Here is a 16,826-nt window from a genome sequence, read left to right on the forward strand (position 1 = left end):
CCCTTGATTACCCATTTTTCGCTGTTTTCAATTCTTCCAGGCGCTTAAAGATAATTTGAGCAACCCAGGTAATCCAGTAAGCGGGAAGACTAAGACCAAAAAATAGCAATAAACCAGAAAAACTACTCAAAGCATAAACAAGTAGTCCAGTAACAATAAACATGACAATACTTAATAAAAGCTGAGAAAGGCTGATTAATAGAGTATTTTTAAAATACTCTATTGTTTTCAGCTTATAATGCGTAAAGACAGGGAAAATAAACAGGACAACAAGAGAAAATATAAAAATAATACTCCCTGTTAACAGCTCAATGACAAAAAACATCGGTCCTTCTTTTTCGGAAAAAAATTGATAGTCATAGTATAAAATAGCTCCAATGGCTACCAACACATAACCAATGATTTGAACCTTACCGAAGTTCTCTTTATATGAATTCCAAAAAGTCTTAAATAAAGGTATATCTTCTTTTCCCATCACCCAATAGCGTGTAATAGTGAATACGGAAGCTGTTGCAGGAAAGATTCCAAAGACAACTAGCCCACCCAAAGTAAATAAAACCCACAATATATTTAAGTAAGCTAAACGACTAATCCATTCACTTGCTTCATATAAACCTGACATTAAGCGACTCATGTTGGTGCTCCCCCTCTAGAACATTCATTCAAAATTTCATTGTATAATAACTACTAAGTTCTTACCAAGTATACGTACTAGATATGATGAAGAAAAAAAATAACACCGCCTTATTCTAATTTTTGAAGGCGGTGTTATTTTTATCCGTTTTGTATTCAGTTATTGCTTCTCATTACTCGTCAACGTCAAATCAACTGATTGTAATTCCCCATCACGATAAAATTCAATGGTGACTTCATCTCCAACCGATAGCTCTGTATATAAGTAATGGCGTATATCATCTGCATTTTTGATTTTTTTATCATTAATGGCCACGATAATATCTTCTTCCTGAATACCTGCTTTTCCAGCTGCTGAATCTTCATCAACTGAAACGACCATTGCTCCTTCTTTGATATCTCCAGACAGTTTGCTGCGATAATAAGGGTGAATCTCATCTAAACCTGCGAGCCCGACACCAATGTATGGGCGCACGACTTGGCCATTTTTTGAAATTTCTTCTACGATTTGCGAAACGTCATTACTTGGAATCGCGAAACCTAGCCCCTCTACACCGTTTTCGGAAATTTTCATGCTATTGATGCCTACTAGTTGACCTGATGTATTGATGAGAGCACCACCACTATTTCCTGGATTAATGGCAGCATCTGTTTGGATAACTTCTACCTCCCACTTACCTGCAGATGTCGGAACCGTGATGGTACGATTAACGGCACTGACGATTCCTTGTGTCACTGTTCTAGATAACTCAAGCCCAAGTGGGTTGCCAATGGCTATAACTTGCTGACCAGGGCGTAGGTTGCTGGAATCACCAAATTTTAATGGAGTAATATCATAATCTCCCTCTAATTTTAAAACCGCTATATCAGTTAATGAATCTGTCCCGACCAATTCCGCTTTAACTACCTCCCCATCATGTAAGGACACTTCAATTTCATTTGCCCCAGCAATGACATGATGGTTGGTGACAATGTATGCTGCATCCTCTGTTACTTTATAAATAACCCCAGAGCCTGTTCCTTTTTGTATTTCACCTGATGGTTGTCTAAAAGGATTAGAGGTCTGTTTTTGCTTGTTAACAACTCCTACAATGGCTTCCGATGACTGATCGACCACATCCGCAATAGATGTGGATTCTGCTGAAACCTGATCAACATTCACTGTTGAGGCTGACTCTTCCCTTGCTGTTTGTGAGACCTCTTCTTGCTTATTAGCATCTTGTATGTCGTTGTATAGGAAATCCATTTGTGGCACAGCTGCAAGAGTGAGTACAGAGCCAATGACTCCAGCTGATAACGTAGTCAAAAACCTTTTTAATGTGGATGACTTTTCATTTTTAACCTCTGTCTTTTGTTCTTGCTCTTCCATTATGATCACCTCTGATTTTGGATTGACAATTTTAGAGTGCTTATCTCTTATATGTTTTACTTTAAATCGTCAATGTGTCAGGCAGATGTCAAAAGGAAAATTTAATTAGGATTTACGTACATCAGGGTAATGACGGGTACTTTTCGGCTTTTTGTCATTCTTCGTATGTGATGTATTGCTCTTAGGTAATACAATCCGAAAAATCGTCCCATCTGATGAAGACTTTACAAGCTGCAGGTCACCTCCAAGCGCTTGGGCGATCATTTTACTAAATGGTAAACCAAGTCCGAGTCCACCTACTTTATATTTTTTCCCTTCTCCACGATAAAAACGCTCAAAAATAAATGTTTGTTCAGCCTCCGGAATCCCGATACCATTATCTTTTACATCAATAGTTACCGCATCTCGCTCCGTTCCTAATGAAATATCAATCTCACCTGTCTCATCCACAGCATGTAAGGCATTATTCAACAGATTCGTGATGACCTGCTGCAACCTTATTGGATCAACATTAAGCTCGATTTCATCATCTAGCACAGAAACAGTGACCTTTGATTTTTGATGATCCTGGGCTACCTCCCATTGATGAACGATATCTTTTACTAATTTATTAACCTCATGAATCTCCTTCGATATAGGAATGGCATTGGCCGCAAATGAGTTGAAGGCTAATAAGTCCTCCACCATTTTTTTCATTTTTGTTGTTTCTTTTAAGGATATTTCTAAAAACTCCTTGGCCTCATCGCCATTAACAACCCCATCATTTACCGCTTGAAGTAAGCCACTAATGGACGTAACTGGTGTCTTCAATTCATGAGTGACTCCTGCCAATAATTCGGTACGTAGAGACTCTAACTTCTTGAGCTGCTGGGACATCTCTTCAAACGAATGAATGAGTTCATACACTTCTTCTTCTTTCACATCACCCGGGGAGGGAAGTTTAACGTTGTAATCTCCTTTTTGTACTTGCCCAGCCGCTTTTGCTACCTCTTTGATTGGTTTGGACAGCCTTCTTGATAAAAAGTAAATGGCGGCCCAGCCTAAGAGAGCTAAGCTGCCAATCATAATAAGTAACTGTCGATACTCCTGATTAACAGCCGTTAAATTGTCTTCTGTATCCATCACCACTACATAGCCTAAAATATACGATTCATATTGGATAGGTCTTTTCACTAAGTAAACTGGCCCCGTTTGATCGTTTAAAGTAATTTTCTGTGTAGTATCCTGGCTTTTCATAATCGCAGGATTTAAACGCTGTTCAAAAGGACTTCTTGGTTTATTACTAGATAAAATCGCCCCATCCGTATTGACAACATAAATATAGGGTGTGCTTTTTAAGTTGGAAAACTCACCTCGTTCCTCTAAGAAAGCACGGACATCATCCTTTGGGTCAAGGGAATCCTCGTAAACAAAGCGGTACGCAATTTCATTTGCCATAAAATCCATCATATCCAACCGGTTTTCAAGTGTAGAATGGCGAATCCAAAGGGCAGAAAAAATCGCAACAACCACAAGCCCGATGACAAGCGTATATAAATATCGGGTCGTCCAATAACGCTGGAGAGGGATTCTTTTTTTATTTTTTATTGTAAACACTTAACTGATACCCCAATCCCCGTAGTGTTCTGATTTCCCCATCTGATTCAGGCCAGTCCTTTAAGGCTTTGCGAATACGTTTAATCGATAAATCAACCGCCCGGTCACTGCCATCGTAGTCAAAGCCCCAAACCCGTTCGATTAACTGCTCTCTGGTAAAGGTTTGATTCGGGTGGTTCACTAAAAATAGGAACAAGGACAAATCACGAGGGGTAAACTCAATCTCTTTACCCTTCAGATATACCCGGTGTGCTTGGAGATCGATTTTGAGTTGGCCAAATGTTTTCACCGATTCATTGTCATCATCTACACGTCGTAAAACCGCATGTACACGAGCGACGACCTCTTCACCTACAAAAGGTTTTGAAATATAATCATCTGCCCCTTGATTTAACCCACTTAACCGATAGTTCACGTCTCCAAGAGCTGTGAGCATAATGACAGGACATGAGCTTTTAGCACGGATCTCCTTCAACAACTCCCAACCATCCTTTCCTGGGAGCATAATATCTAACAGAACTAAGTCAGGAGATACCTCTTCAAATTTTTTTATTGCCTCTTCACCATCATAGGCCTGTTCCGTATGAAATTCCGCTTTTTGCAAATAGGCTTTTAGCACCTGGCTAATCGGGTATTCATCCTCAATAATTAAGATGGTTTTCATCGCAACCGCTCCAAATTTTGTTTTATATTTAATATTATCATGTAAAATATGTCAGCAGGATGTCAAGAGAATTCCAATTTGAGAACTACGTTTATTGAAAACTTGCTTCCTATTTTTGGACAAAAAAAGGATATCCTAATCAGGACATCCTGTTTACTTTAATCACCATTCTCCACACGATAATAGCTCTTAATTTCTTCAATATGCTCAAGTTTTTCAAGCTCAGATAAGACTTCTTGTATGCCTTTTTTGCTAGATTGGTGAGTCACAATAATTAATTCAGCTTTATGCTCGAGATGATGAGGTCTTTGAATAACTTGTTCAATGCTGACATCATAGCCTGCAAGCTTTTGTGTAATTTGGGCCAATACGCCACTCTGGTCATCTACTAAGAGACGCATAAAGTACTTGGAAAAGATTTCCTCGTCCTTTTTTAACTTCTTCTCTTTGTATGGGGCGACCATCCCTCTTCCGTTGACCCCAAGTTTCATATTTTTCACAACCGTTACTAAATCTGATACAACGGCATTAGCTGTTGGAAGTTCACCGGCTCCAGGTCCATAAAACATCGTTTCCCCTACCGCTTCACCATATACATAAACGGCATTAAAGACTCCATGAACAGAGGATAGTGGATGAGAATGCTTGAGCATAGTTGGTTCCACGCTAACTTCAATTAAATTATCATCTTGTTTAGCAATACCAATTAGCTTAATCGTATAGCCTAATTGTTCTGCATATTCGATATCCTCTAAGGTGACATTCTCCATTCCGTTGCAGTCCACTTCATCTAAATTCATTCCGACATGAAAGCCTAAGGTACTTAAAATGGACATTTTGCGAGCTGCATCTAATCCTCCCATATCTGCAGTCGGGTCTGCTTCTGCGTATCCGAGCTCCTGAGCCTCTTTTAATACATCCTCATAATTGCCGCCTTCCTGACTCATTTTCGTTAGGATATAATTAGAGGTTCCATTCACAATTCCCATCATTTTGGTTATTCGATCTGATGAAAATCCTTCAACAAGGGCTCTAAGAATCGGGATCCCACCAGCTACACTAGCTTCATAAAACAGATCACATCCGTTTTTGGCAGCTTCTTCAAGCAGTTCCCCGCCATGTACAGCCATAAGATCCTTATTGGCGGTTACGACATGCTTTCCCTGTTGAAGAGCTGCTAATATGTGTTCCCGGGTCCGCTCAACGCCCCCCATGACTTCCACAATGACGTCGATTTCTGGGTCCTGTAACAGGCTGTCAGGATCGTCTGTAAACAAATCAGACTCTACATCAATCGTCCTCTTTTTTTCCTTGTCTTGTACTAAAATCCTTGCAATCTCAATATTCATTCCTGTTTGTTGTGATAAATCCTCTTGATGGCTCTCAACTAAGCGGTAAACTCCGGTGCCGACCGTACCCATACCCATTAAACCGACTCGGACGCTCTGATTTGTCATCCACTTCACCCTCTCACCTTTTATGTCCTATATGCGTGAACATTTGTATTTATATAACGGACATTATAAATGCTTAAGAGGAACTTTTCAAGAGGAATTTTGTTCTTATTTAGGGTGCAAATGTAGAAACAAGGCTTGGGGAAAGAATTAATTTGTTTTACCAAGTTTTTTTGCAATAAAAACACCTCCCAGAGATACTCCCCAGGAGGCGTTAATCACATTTTATAAATTCTCTAAAAATAACCGAATCACATCTGCCCCACCAATAAAGGTGCCAAGTGAACTCCCAACATTCGCTAATACAACCACAAGCAGAATTCTGGTCACTTTATTATTCCAGAAGCCTTTGGCGCTAAACACATCCTCAGTCAGATTTTCAAAATCTCTTACATGAGGTTTTCGTATTAGAGCTTGAACAAATCCGGCAAAAAAGCCAGCTGCAATCAATGGATTGAGTGATGTAATGGGTGCTGCGATAAAAGCTGCTAATATGGTTAAAGGATGTGCTAAGGCAATAGCTGTTCCAATTGCTGAAAAGCTTCCATTCCAAAGTACCCAGCTTACAGTCTGCTGCCAACCCGCTGATGGGTTTGTAGCAAATGTATAAGCAATAATCGCCAATATCAAAACAGGAATTGACCATCCAATAATTTTAGGTACCTTTGATTTAGGTGGTCGTGTAGATAGCTTCTTTAAATCGTGATCCTTATGAATTTCTTCCTTAATTCCTGGAACATGAGCAGCCCCTAAAACAGCAACAACCTTATCCCCCTTGGCCTCTTTAATCTTTTGGGATAAATATTGATCACGTTCATCAATTAAAGGCTTTTTCAGCTTTGGAAAGTGCTCTGTAAACTCCTTCAGCATAGAATCAAGCATATCTTGGGATTTCATTTTTTCTAGATCCTCTTCTGAAATGCTCTCCTTACTAAAGATACCCCCAATGACCTCCATGAGAAGCATGGCCTTTCCTTTGAGTCCAATTCCACCCCAAATTCGAGAAAAGGTAACTTGAATATTTCGATCAGCTAAAACCAAATCAGCTCCTATTTCATTCGCTGATTCAATTCCTTGAATCATTTCTTGCCCTGCTTTAATTCCGAATTGTTTAGCCATTCTTTTTTGGAAGGAGGAAATGGCAAGGTTCATGAGCAATAAAGTAGCCTTCTTTTCTTTAATAACCTTAAAAATATCCATGTCCTTCCATTTGTTACCCTCTTGAATGGATTGATAGCGTTGCTCGTCCAATTCGACACAAACAGAATCTGGTTGCTCCGCTTCAATGACTTCTTTTACCTGTTCAGCACTATGCTTGGATACGTGCGCAGTTCCGATAAGAATATATTCTTTACCATCTAATTGGATTCTTGTAATGTTTTCTTCCGACATATAGACCTTCCTTCTACCTACTTTTAAGGAATACGTTTCTATTTCAATTGTAAACTAGAAACGGAAAAATTAGAATGTGAATTTTATACTTTATCCAAGAAAGTAAGGACTGACCCGAAATATAACTCGGGCCAGCCCTATCGAAACTTACTAACCATTACGTTGTAAACCATGTGAAATAAAACCAAGAAGCATCCCGATAAAGCTCGGAACAATCCATCCCACACCATTAGCCATGAATGGTAGGTAGGAAGTCCATTCGGTAACCATTTCTATTTCAAAGCCAGCACTAATGAATCCATCATAAATACTAACGATAGCTGCCCCAATAATACCTCCTAAGTACACTTTACGAGGAACCGCCTTAATAGCATGAACAAGGGACAACAAAATGAGTACAATCGCGACTGGATAAATAGCTGTAAGTACAGGCAATGATACAGCTATTAATTGACTTAAACCTAAATTTGCCATAGTTAAACTAAATAAACAAATAATCGTAATCATAGCACGATAAGAAATTCCTTTAATACGTTGACTTAAGAACTCCCCACATGCCGAAACTAGTCCAATAGAAGTTGTTAAACAAGCACCAATGATGACAACGGCAAGAATGATGGAACCGTATGGCCCAAAAAGATGGGACGCAACAGCAGCCAGAACAGCGCCCCCATTATCCTGTAAGCCTACTGTATCGACGCTAGTGGCACCCATATAGGCCAAAGTAATATAAACAAAGGAAAGACCAATTCCTGCGATGACTCCTGCCTTTATCGTATAGGAACGAATATCGGCAACCTCCGTCAAGCCCTTCTCCTTAATACGGTTAATAATAACTAACCCAAACACAAGGGCAGCAATGGCATCCATCGTTAAATAGCCTTCATTAAAACCACTAAAGAAGGCATTTTGTATATATTTACCTAATGGCTGTCCAATTGGATCCATAGGTGAGCTAAACCCTTTAATAGCAATGATTACAATGAGCGCGAATAGAATCGGTGTAATTAATTTACCAATTCGGTCTACAAGTTTAGCTGGATTTAATGCTAGCCAAAAGGTTATAGCAAAGAATATGAGGGTAAATATAAATAGACCGCCCCCACTATCCTCAGGAAGAAACGGCAAAACTCCGATTTCATATGCCACTGTTCCTGTGCGTGGAATACCAAAAAAAGGACCAATAGCTAAGTAAATAATAAATGGAAAAATGTATTGAAATCCGGGACTCACCCGTCTAGCCAAGTTATCTAAATTCCCGCCTGCAGATACTGCAATAATAGCTAATAAAGGCAGACCAACTCCTGTAGCTAGAAACCCAAATACTGCAGGCCATAACGATTCACCTGCTTGTTGTCCAAGAATAGGTGGGAAAATAATATTCCCTGCACCTAAAAACAAAGCAAACATAAAGAAACCTAACGCAAGTAGTTCTCTTGTTGGTAGTTTTTGTTTCATAGAATCCCCCGATAGTCTATTTTGACTTTGTCGAATATTGTAGATGATTGTTGTATTTTTTCTATTCAAATATACAAAAAATTTAAAAAAAGTGCAAAGAATTTTTTAAATTATATATACAGTTTGTGACCTGGTACAAATTTAAAGCGGGTCAGAGTAACTCCGCCTATATCATCTTAAAGTCTTCGCTTGGGTAACCGCTTCAGCAATTGTTATTAGTTCAAACATTCATATGCCTCTTTTCATCAGTCAATATCAGCAAGGACTTTATCATGAAATGGCGGGAAGGATTGTGAGGACCATCACTTTGATTAGCGCTCTTGGTTTTAGAAAATTTGCACAAAGGAGAACAATAACAGCTTCTTTTCATGATAAACTATCAGTAAATGACTAGAGTCACAATACACACAAAAAAGGATGGTAATGCATGACACAAAATGGTATAACCGCAGACGATCTACTAAAATTCTCATTTCTGCAGGATCCACAGCTTTCACCAGATGGAAATTGGCTTGTCTATGTAAAACGAAGTATTAATGAGGAGAAAAAATATCAATCTAGCTTATACATGATGGACCTACAAACGAAAGAAGAATTTCCTTTTACAAAAAAGGATGACAAAGCCGTACAACCTCGCTTTTCACCTGAAGGACATACGATCTTGTTTACATCTAACCGTAGTGGTACACAACAAATTTGGAAAATTGCTTCTAATGGTGGAGAAGCAGAGCAGCTGACCTATTTTAAAAACGGGGCAGCAGACCCAATTTGGTCACCAGACGGCAAACAGGTTTTATGTACTGTACCTCTTGCAGAAAATGAAGTCCTATTAACAGAAGATGACTCAGAGGACGATAGCAAGGAAGCCAAGCCTTATGTTACCTCTCGACTAAAATATAAAGCAGATGGAGAAGGCCTTTTAAACGAAACCCACAAACATCTTATATTAATAGATTTAGATTCAGGGAAAGGTACTAAACTGACCACCGGAAGTTATGATCACCAACAGGCTACCTTTTCACCCGATGGTAAGCGGATTGCCTTTGTAGCTAATCGTTCTAAAGATCCTGATTATGAGCTCATCTCGGATATATATGAATTGACACTTGAAGATAATCAGTTCACCAAATTAACGGATAGTGACGGTGTTTTTACATACCCAAATTATTCTCCTGATGGGACAACTCTCTCCTTACTTGGACACCGCCGAGAATACAAAGGAGCTACCTTAACCCGAGTATGGACACTTGACCGAGCAACTGGCAATCTCACTTGCTTAACAGGCGATTGGGATGTAGAGGCTAATGATGTGGCGATTAATGACATGGGAACAGGTGTACAAGGTAAAGGAGCGGTTTGGTCAACTGAGAATGATGCTCTATATGTTCAGGCAAGTGAAAAAGGCTATACAAATCTATATCATGTTTCTCTAAACAAAAGGATCAAAACGATTGTTAGTGGAAAGCGTCAAATCTACGCATTCAGCCTTGATCAACAGCAAAAAACGGCTGTCATTGGTGTTAGCGATCATGAAACACCAGGGGACTTTTCACTCGTTTCCATGGCTGATGGCAAGGAGGAAAAACTAACATACGCCAATCAGGAGTGGCTACAGGAAAAGGTCTTATCTGTTCCTGAAGAGATCAACTTTGAAGCAAGAGATGGAAGCAAACTTCATGGCTGGGTCATGAAACCGATTGGCTATCAGGAAGGAACAAAGTATCCACTAATCGTCGAAATACACGGGGGACCTCATGCGATGTATAGTCATGCTTTTATGCACGAATTTCAGGTGCTTGCTGAGAAAGGCTATGGCGTATTATATATCAATCCAAGAGGGAGTCATGGATACGGCCAAGCTTTTGTGGATGCTGTTCGAGGTGACTATGGGGGAAATGATTATCATGACATTATGGATGCTGTTGATTATGCAACAAAAACCTGTGATTGGATTGATAAAGACAGACTTGGTGTAACTGGAGGAAGTTATGGAGGGTTTATGACCAATTGGATTGTAGGTCATACAAATAGATTCAAAGCTGCCGTTACCCAGCGCTCCATTACTAATTGGTTAAGCTTTTATGGGGTAAGTGATATTGGATATTTCTTTACAGAATGGGAGCTAAAAGCTGATTTGATTCAAGACCCTGATACACTCTGGAAGCACTCTCCTCTCCGTTATGTAAAAAATGTAGAAACACCGCTTTTAATTTTACATAGCGAAAAGGATCATCGTTGCCCCATTGAGCAAGGGGAGCAGTTTTATGTAGCTCTTAAACAACAACAAAAGCCTACTCGTTTGGTGCGTTTTCCTGAAGCCAATCATAATTTGTCCAGAAGCGGTGACCCATCCCTTCGAATTAGTCGCTTAAACGAAATGATAGAATGGTTTGAGCAATATTTATAAATACAAAACGAATTTATTGCATAAAAATTCAAATAATTTATACTTTATTAAAACGACCATTTAAAGGAGGGATTGCTGAATGCCCATTAATATTCCGAAAAAGTTACCGGCACGAAATGTGCTTGAACACGAAAATATCTTTGTTATGGATGATGAACGCGCCCATACTCAAGACATTCGTCCTTTAAATATTGTGATTGTTAATCTGATGCCTGATAAGGAAAGGACAGAGACGCAATTACTTCGATTATTAGGAAATTCAGCTTTACAAGTCCATGTTACCTTGCTTCATACGGCTTCACACAAGTCCAAAAACGTAAGTGCATCACACTTGCAACAATTTTATAGTACATTTTCTTCCATCCAGGAACAACGGTTTGATGGAATGATTATAACAGGTGCACCTATAGAGCGAATGCCATTTGAACAGGTGGATTACTGGGAGGAGCTTTCGACCATTATGGAGTGGTCCAAGACACATGTAACCTCTGTCTTACATATTTGTTGGGGGGCACAGGCAGCCCTTTACTACCATTACGGGATTGGTAAGTTTGAGCTTCCTAGCAAGTGTTCTGGAGTATTAAGGCATAACCTGTTTGACTTTACTGTAGAGCTTGTACGTGGATTTGACGATGAATTTTTAGCTCCACATTCTCGTTATACGTCCACATCAATAGAAGAAATACAAGCATGTGAAGATTTAATCCTATTATCAGCCTCAGAGGACCAAGATCCATTTTTAATTTTATCCAAGGACGAAAAACATGTGATGGTGACTGGACACCTGGAATACGATTCGAAAACACTGGCGGACGAATACAAGCGTGATTTAAACAAAGGCTTAGAGGCAGACTTACCAAAAAATTATTTTCCAAATAATAATCCAGAAGAAACTCCATTAAATCGTTGGCGTTCACATGCGCATTTACTCTTTTCAAATTGGTTGAATTATTATGTTTATCAAGAAACACCTTTTGAATGGAAATAAGCTAATAGTAAGCAAGACGATCAAATAACTAATTCTTTGATCGTCTTCTTTTTAGGTATAATGGAGTTGTAAAGCACATTTGTTAATCTTTAGTAAATAGGCCAATCATTGTGGTGAACTCTTCCCCTTTTTCAGACTCACATGATTCGAGGTACACAATCGGTCCACGCTTTGATATGTATTGACATGTATAAGTACCTTTAGGAGACGGTGGATAACCCCCATATGTATTCTCAAAGGTTATCATTTTTCCATCGTAGGAAATTGTATTTTGAAAAGGAGCTCCTGTGGGGTTAAATATCGATATGTTAACAGAGGACTCATGGTTTTGCTCCACATCATTGATAAAATCATTGATTTTTTCGACATTTTCGACCTCTAATGCACCTTGGGAAATTTTGTTAAAGTTAACGGTTTGGTGCTTTACAATAATATCTTCATTTTCCCTGGCATCTTCAATTGTATAATTATCATCTGAACAAGCACCTAATACCATCATCCCAAACAACAAAAATAATACTCTTTTCATCAAATCACCCCCATTAACGAAAAAGGCTAAGAAAAGTTGCCTTAAAACTTATAAAGCTTATTCTATTTTTGTTTAATAAATTCCTTCATTTTATAAAAAGAATGAGATAAAGCAATTGTAAATGCTCCATCTCATTCTTATGGTGCGATGCTTTAATCACACAGTCCTTTCATTACAATACCTTTGACAAAAAGGCCTGCGTTCTTTCATTTTGCGGATGATTGAATAGCTCATCTGGTGTGCCTTGTTCAACGATATATCCTTCGTCCATAAAAATCACACGATCGGCTACTTCCTTAGCGAAGCCCATTTCATGCGTTACTATGGTCATTGTCATTCCTTCTTCAGCTAAATCCTTCATGACCTGAAGAACTTCCCCTACCATTTCCGGGTCAAGGGCTGAGGTTGGCTCGTCAAACAACATAATGCGGGGTTCCATCGCTAATGCTCGCGCGATAGCAACACGTTGTTTCTGTCCACCAGATAGGTTGTCCGGATATACATCCGCCTTGTCCACTAAGCCTACTTTTTCAAGCAGCTTTGTACCTAATTCTCTTACCTCCGCTTGGGACTTACCCTTTAATCGTTTAGGTCCCATCGTAATATTGTCCATTACAGACATGTGGGGGAACAGATTAAATTGTTGGAAGACCATTCCTAGTCGTTGGCGAAGTTCATTTATATTGGTTTTAGGATCTGTGAGATTGTCCCCTTCAATAAAAATATCGCCACCTGTTGGTTCCTCTAATAGATTCATACAACGAAGGAGTGTACTTTTTCCTGATCCTGAAGGTCCAATTACACAAACCACTTCTTGCGATTGAACATCTATATTGATATCTTTCAGCACTTCTAACTTTCCGAATGATTTTTTAAGATTATTAATTTCAATCATGCTCATGCTACATCCAATCTCCTTTCAAGCCAACGCGAGAACAGGCTTAATGAATAAATAATGACAAAGTACAGAATTCCTACAGCAAATAAAATTTCGAAGGCATGGAAATTAGCTGCATAAATAGATTGTCCAGATAGTGTAAGTTCAGCTAAACCAATCGCAGAAAGGAGTGAAGTATCTTTAATGCTTACAATAAATTGGTTAACAAAAGCGGGAATCATGCGACGTATGGCTTGAGGTAATATAATTAAACGCATAGTTTGACCATAGGAAAAACCAATTGTTCTTCCGGCCTCCATTTGTCCCTTATCAATAGAGTTAATACCTGCACGGAAAATCTCTACTAAATAGGCCGCAGCATTGACAGTAATGGCAATAACACCTGCAGCAAATGCTGTTAGACTAATATCTAGTACACTTGGTAAACCGAAATAAATAAACAAAATTTGAACGAGTAATGGTGTACCGCGAATGATATCAACAAATGCAGTTGAAATTGCACGTAAAACCTTAAACTTTGTGATACTAAATACACCAAGTACTAACCCAATAAACATAGCAAGAATTAGTGAAATAACGGTTACTTCTATTGTTAATCCCATTCCTTTTAATAGAGTGGGTAATCCTTCAAGTATAATCTTGATCGTTTCCATTGTTTGGCATCCCTCTTTCTATTTGAAAAGGTGTGACAAACTAGGCCACACCTCTTATCATTAATTATTTTTCAGAAAAATATTTGTTATAGATTTCATCAAACTCGCCACTATCTTTTAGCTCTTGAAGTCCAGTATTTACTTTCTCTACTAGTCCTTCGCTACCTTTAGAAATAGCAATACCATAGTCCTCACTAGGATACTTATCGCCTACAATTTGTAGCTGAGTATCATCGCCATCCTGGTTGATTTTATAAGCAACACTAGGATAATCATTGATGACAACATCGGCATTTCCATTTTCTAGTTCCATATACATGGTTGCATCATCTTGAAGCTTAGTGACATCCCCGTTATATTTTTTTGCCAGTTCATTGGCTAGTTTTAAACTAGAAGTTACTTGTTTTGCAACAATCGTTTTCCCTTCTAAATCTTCTTCACCTTCAATGCCACTACCCTTTAAAGTGACTAGTGATAGGCCAGATTCAAAATATGGGTCAGAGAAGTTTACTACTTCTAAACGATCATCTCTAATTCCAATTGCAGATACAGCTGCATCCACTTGGTTTGCCTGTAGCGCTGGAATAATTCCATCAAATTTCATAATCTTCCAGTTAACAGATAGGTTTGCTTTATCCGCAATCGCTTCCACTAGTTCTACATCGAAACCTGTGAGTTCCTCATCTACCTTATATTCAAATGGTGGATAGTCCTGCACCACCGCCACTGTAATTTCTTCTTTCGCATCACCTGTAGATTCGCCATTTGCTTCATCTGTTCCACAACCCACTAAAGCTAGTGCAATGAAACCTACCAAAGAAAACATTGCAATTCTACTAAAAAATCTGTTCTTCGTTTGTTGTTTACTCATGAAGAGCCTCCCAAATAGTTTTTTGCCGCTGTTTTTAAAACGACATATATAATTGTATCGATATACATAATCCTTTCCAAACGAGATTAATGTTGGTTTGTGATGATAAATTGATATCTTTTTAGATTATTCTCATTAATTAAACGTTTGTATAGAAATTCTTATAGAGAAGTAGATATACTATCATTTCCTTCAATATTGGTCAGAAAAAATAGACTAGTCCGACAGAAAATAAATAAAAATGCTCTTTTCTAAGAGATTGTTGTTTTGACTTAAAATTAGATATAAACTGCGACGTAACTCTAGTGTGACTCGTTTCCAAATATGATGAGTGCAAAACCATCACTCCGGAAATACACTTCGCTTTCCGCGGGCGAGCGGTGAGCGAAGTGTATTTCCTCCGCTATAAACAGTGCCTCATTCGTTTATTTAGAGGTAAACTATTGGTTGGTTAATTAAAAGCTTTTTAACTGTATAATCATCAGAACACTCCAATAGTGGAGGCAGAATACGGAGACTCCTATAGGAGGAAGCGTGGTGAAGACCCCGCAGGAAGCATCTTTGTTTCCGAGGAGGCTGAGGCCGTGCCCATGGAAAGCGGAGTATTCTGCCGGAACGGTATGCATGCACTCAATATTAATAAGAACGGCTCAAGCAAAACTAAAGAGTCTAACTATCTAGCACTTTCTATCTACTGTAAAGTACAAAAAGCAACAATTTTTACAAAAATATATAATAAAAAAAGAATGAGAAAAGAACTCTAATTCTTCTCTCATTCTTTGAACTCATATTATGATAAAAATATTGCCCCAAAGCTTAAAGCCCCAATTATCACAAAGGCTGGATGAACCTTAAGTTTCTCTAATAAGAGAAAGCTCACAACAATTAAAAAGATCGTTTCCCATAAACCTGTGTTTTCATAGGAAGTTTGAAAGAAACTAAAAGCCATAATTCCAAGTAAAATCGCAATCGTTGGACGAATTAACATCGTCATCTTTTTTACTTTTGGTGAATCTTTAAACTTATTCAACACACTTAAAAGGACAATCATGAATAGTAGAGAAGGAGCAACTGTTGCAAATACCCCAATTACGGATCCAAGTATACCTGCCTGCTGAAATCCAATATAACCCGCCATTTTAGTTGCAATCGGTCCTGGAAGGGCATTGGCCATCGCCAGCATTTCACTAAAGTCCTGAACCGTTAGCCAACCATAACGGTCGACTACTTCATTTTCCACAAGAGGAATGGATGCGGGACCACCGCCATATCCCACGATGCCTGGTATAAAAAAGGCTAAAAATACTTGCCAATAGATCATATCGATTGACCCTCCTCTTGAGGAATCTCGGTATCTTGGTCTTTGGTCTTTTTCGTTGGTTTAGCAATAGCATAGATTAGTAAAACTGCTATTAAAATACCTGGATGAATGCCAAGCCATTCGATCAAACCTAGAGAAACCACCGCTAATACGATTGTTAATGTCCAACCAAGGCCACCCTTAGCTTTTTTGAGGAAGTCATATGTCAAAACCGCAAGCATCACACCGACAACTGGAATAACAGCCTGCGTCATTCCCTGCACCCAAGGCTTATCACTCATAGATGATAAAAAGGTTAATAAAATAATCATGATGACAATTGTAGGTAGAATGGTTGCGAGGATTGCATTCAGCATCCCCACAACTCCAGCAACTCGATAGCCAATATAGCCTGCCATCTTAGTCGCAATGGGCCCAGGCAATGAATTACCGAGGGCCAGCGTGTTTGCAAAATCCTCGTCATTAAGCCACTTATACTTTTCAACTACTTCTTTTTGAACTAACGGAATGGAAGAAGGACCTCCACCATACCCCAGAATTCCAACACGAAAGAAGGCTAAAAAGATATGCCATTGTGTCATGTTGATCCCTCC

16 protein-coding genes are annotated in these 16,826 nt (G+C 38.9%); 3 read left to right on the top strand and 13 right to left on the bottom strand.

The window, feature by feature from the left end; all coding sequences use genetic code 11:
- Positions 1-7 precede the first annotated feature (7 nt).
- From GH754_RS16410 to brnQ, 7 genes are all read right to left on the bottom strand, one after another.
- Positions 8-634 (bottom strand): YesL family protein, encoded by a 627-nt coding sequence (locus GH754_RS16410; RefSeq protein WP_153729757.1) that lies wholly within the window; start codon positions 632-634, stop codon positions 8-10.
- 159 nt (positions 635-793) lie between these two features.
- A complete protein-coding gene (locus tag GH754_RS16415; RefSeq protein WP_153729758.1) occupies positions 794-2,002 on the bottom strand; it encodes a S1C family serine protease in 1,209 nt (402 codons plus the stop codon).
- 105 nt (positions 2,003-2,107) lie between these two features.
- A complete protein-coding gene (locus GH754_RS16420) occupies positions 2,108-3,598 on the bottom strand; it encodes a HAMP domain-containing sensor histidine kinase (RefSeq protein ID WP_323742072.1) in 1,491 nt (496 codons plus the stop codon).
- Positions 3,579-4,262: a response regulator transcription factor gene (locus GH754_RS16425; protein ID WP_153729759.1), complete on the bottom strand. Its 684-nt coding sequence runs from the start codon at positions 4,260-4,262 to the stop codon at positions 3,579-3,581. Before GH754_RS16425 ends, GH754_RS16420 begins: the two co-directional genes overlap by 20 nt.
- Before the next feature lie 158 nt (positions 4,263-4,420).
- Positions 4,421-5,719 carry a homoserine dehydrogenase gene (locus GH754_RS16430; protein ID WP_153729760.1) on the bottom strand — a complete coding sequence of 433 codons (1,299 nt, stop codon included), beginning with the start codon at positions 5,717-5,719 and terminating at the stop codon, positions 4,421-4,423.
- 222 nt (positions 5,720-5,941) lie between these two features.
- Positions 5,942-7,108 (bottom strand): TraB/GumN family protein, encoded by a 1,167-nt coding sequence (locus tag GH754_RS16435; protein WP_153729761.1) that lies wholly within the window; start codon positions 7,106-7,108, stop codon positions 5,942-5,944.
- A 150-nt stretch (positions 7,109-7,258) separates the two neighbouring features.
- Entirely contained in the window at positions 7,259-8,566 is a 1,308-nt protein-coding gene (gene brnQ / locus GH754_RS16440; protein WP_153729762.1) for a branched-chain amino acid transport system II carrier protein, read from the bottom strand.
- Between the two features lie 427 nt (positions 8,567-8,993).
- Here brnQ and GH754_RS16445 point away from each other — a divergent pair, with 427 nt between their 5' ends.
- Both GH754_RS16445 and metA read left to right on the top strand, forming a co-directional pair.
- Positions 8,994-10,973, top strand: a complete 1,980-nt coding sequence (locus GH754_RS16445) for a S9 family peptidase (protein ID WP_153729763.1) — start codon at positions 8,994-8,996, stop codon at positions 10,971-10,973.
- 79 nt (positions 10,974-11,052) lie between these two features.
- Positions 11,053-11,961 carry a homoserine O-acetyltransferase MetA gene (metA, locus tag GH754_RS16450; protein WP_153729764.1) on the top strand — a complete coding sequence of 303 codons (909 nt, stop codon included), beginning with the start codon at positions 11,053-11,055 and terminating at the stop codon, positions 11,959-11,961.
- Between the two features lie 82 nt (positions 11,962-12,043).
- Here metA and GH754_RS16455 read toward each other — a convergent pair whose 3' ends face one another.
- From GH754_RS16455 to GH754_RS16470, 4 genes are all read right to left on the bottom strand, one after another.
- Complete coding sequence (locus GH754_RS16455) at positions 12,044-12,490, bottom strand: DUF4362 domain-containing protein (RefSeq protein WP_153729765.1); 447 nt, start codon at positions 12,488-12,490, stop codon at positions 12,044-12,046.
- 172 nt (positions 12,491-12,662) lie between these two features.
- On the bottom strand, positions 12,663-13,385 hold the full coding sequence (locus GH754_RS16460; RefSeq protein WP_153729806.1) for an amino acid ABC transporter ATP-binding protein: 723 nt from the start codon (positions 13,383-13,385) through the stop codon (positions 12,663-12,665).
- A 2-nt stretch (positions 13,386-13,387) separates the two neighbouring features.
- Entirely contained in the window at positions 13,388-14,041 is a 654-nt protein-coding gene (locus GH754_RS16465; RefSeq protein ID WP_153729766.1) for an amino acid ABC transporter permease, read from the bottom strand.
- A gap of 64 nt (positions 14,042-14,105) precedes the next feature.
- On the bottom strand, positions 14,106-14,912 hold the full coding sequence (locus tag GH754_RS16470; RefSeq protein WP_153729767.1) for a transporter substrate-binding domain-containing protein: 807 nt from the start codon (positions 14,910-14,912) through the stop codon (positions 14,106-14,108).
- 497 nt (positions 14,913-15,409) lie between these two features.
- On the opposite strand from GH754_RS16470, the gene GH754_RS16475 reads away from it, so the two are divergent.
- Positions 15,410-15,676: a hypothetical protein gene (locus GH754_RS16475; RefSeq protein WP_153729768.1), complete on the top strand. Its 267-nt coding sequence runs from the start codon at positions 15,410-15,412 to the stop codon at positions 15,674-15,676.
- A 26-nt stretch (positions 15,677-15,702) separates the two neighbouring features.
- On the opposite strand, the gene GH754_RS16480 is transcribed toward GH754_RS16475, so the two are convergent.
- Both GH754_RS16480 and GH754_RS16485 read right to left on the bottom strand, forming a co-directional pair.
- The gene (locus tag GH754_RS16480) at positions 15,703-16,233 is read right to left on the bottom strand and encodes a chromate transporter (RefSeq protein ID WP_153729769.1); all 531 of its coding nucleotides are present in this window, start codon (positions 16,231-16,233) and stop codon (positions 15,703-15,705) included.
- Positions 16,230-16,814: a chromate transporter gene (locus tag GH754_RS16485; protein ID WP_153729770.1), complete on the bottom strand. Its 585-nt coding sequence runs from the start codon at positions 16,812-16,814 to the stop codon at positions 16,230-16,232. Before GH754_RS16485 ends, GH754_RS16480 begins: the two co-directional genes overlap by 4 nt.
- Positions 16,815-16,826 lie beyond the last annotated feature (12 nt).

The sequence above is a fragment of the Salinibacillus xinjiangensis genome, assembly GCF_009649735.1.
GTDB classification, from domain to species: Bacteria; Bacillota; Bacilli; order Bacillales; family Alkalibacillaceae; genus Salinibacillus; species Salinibacillus xinjiangensis.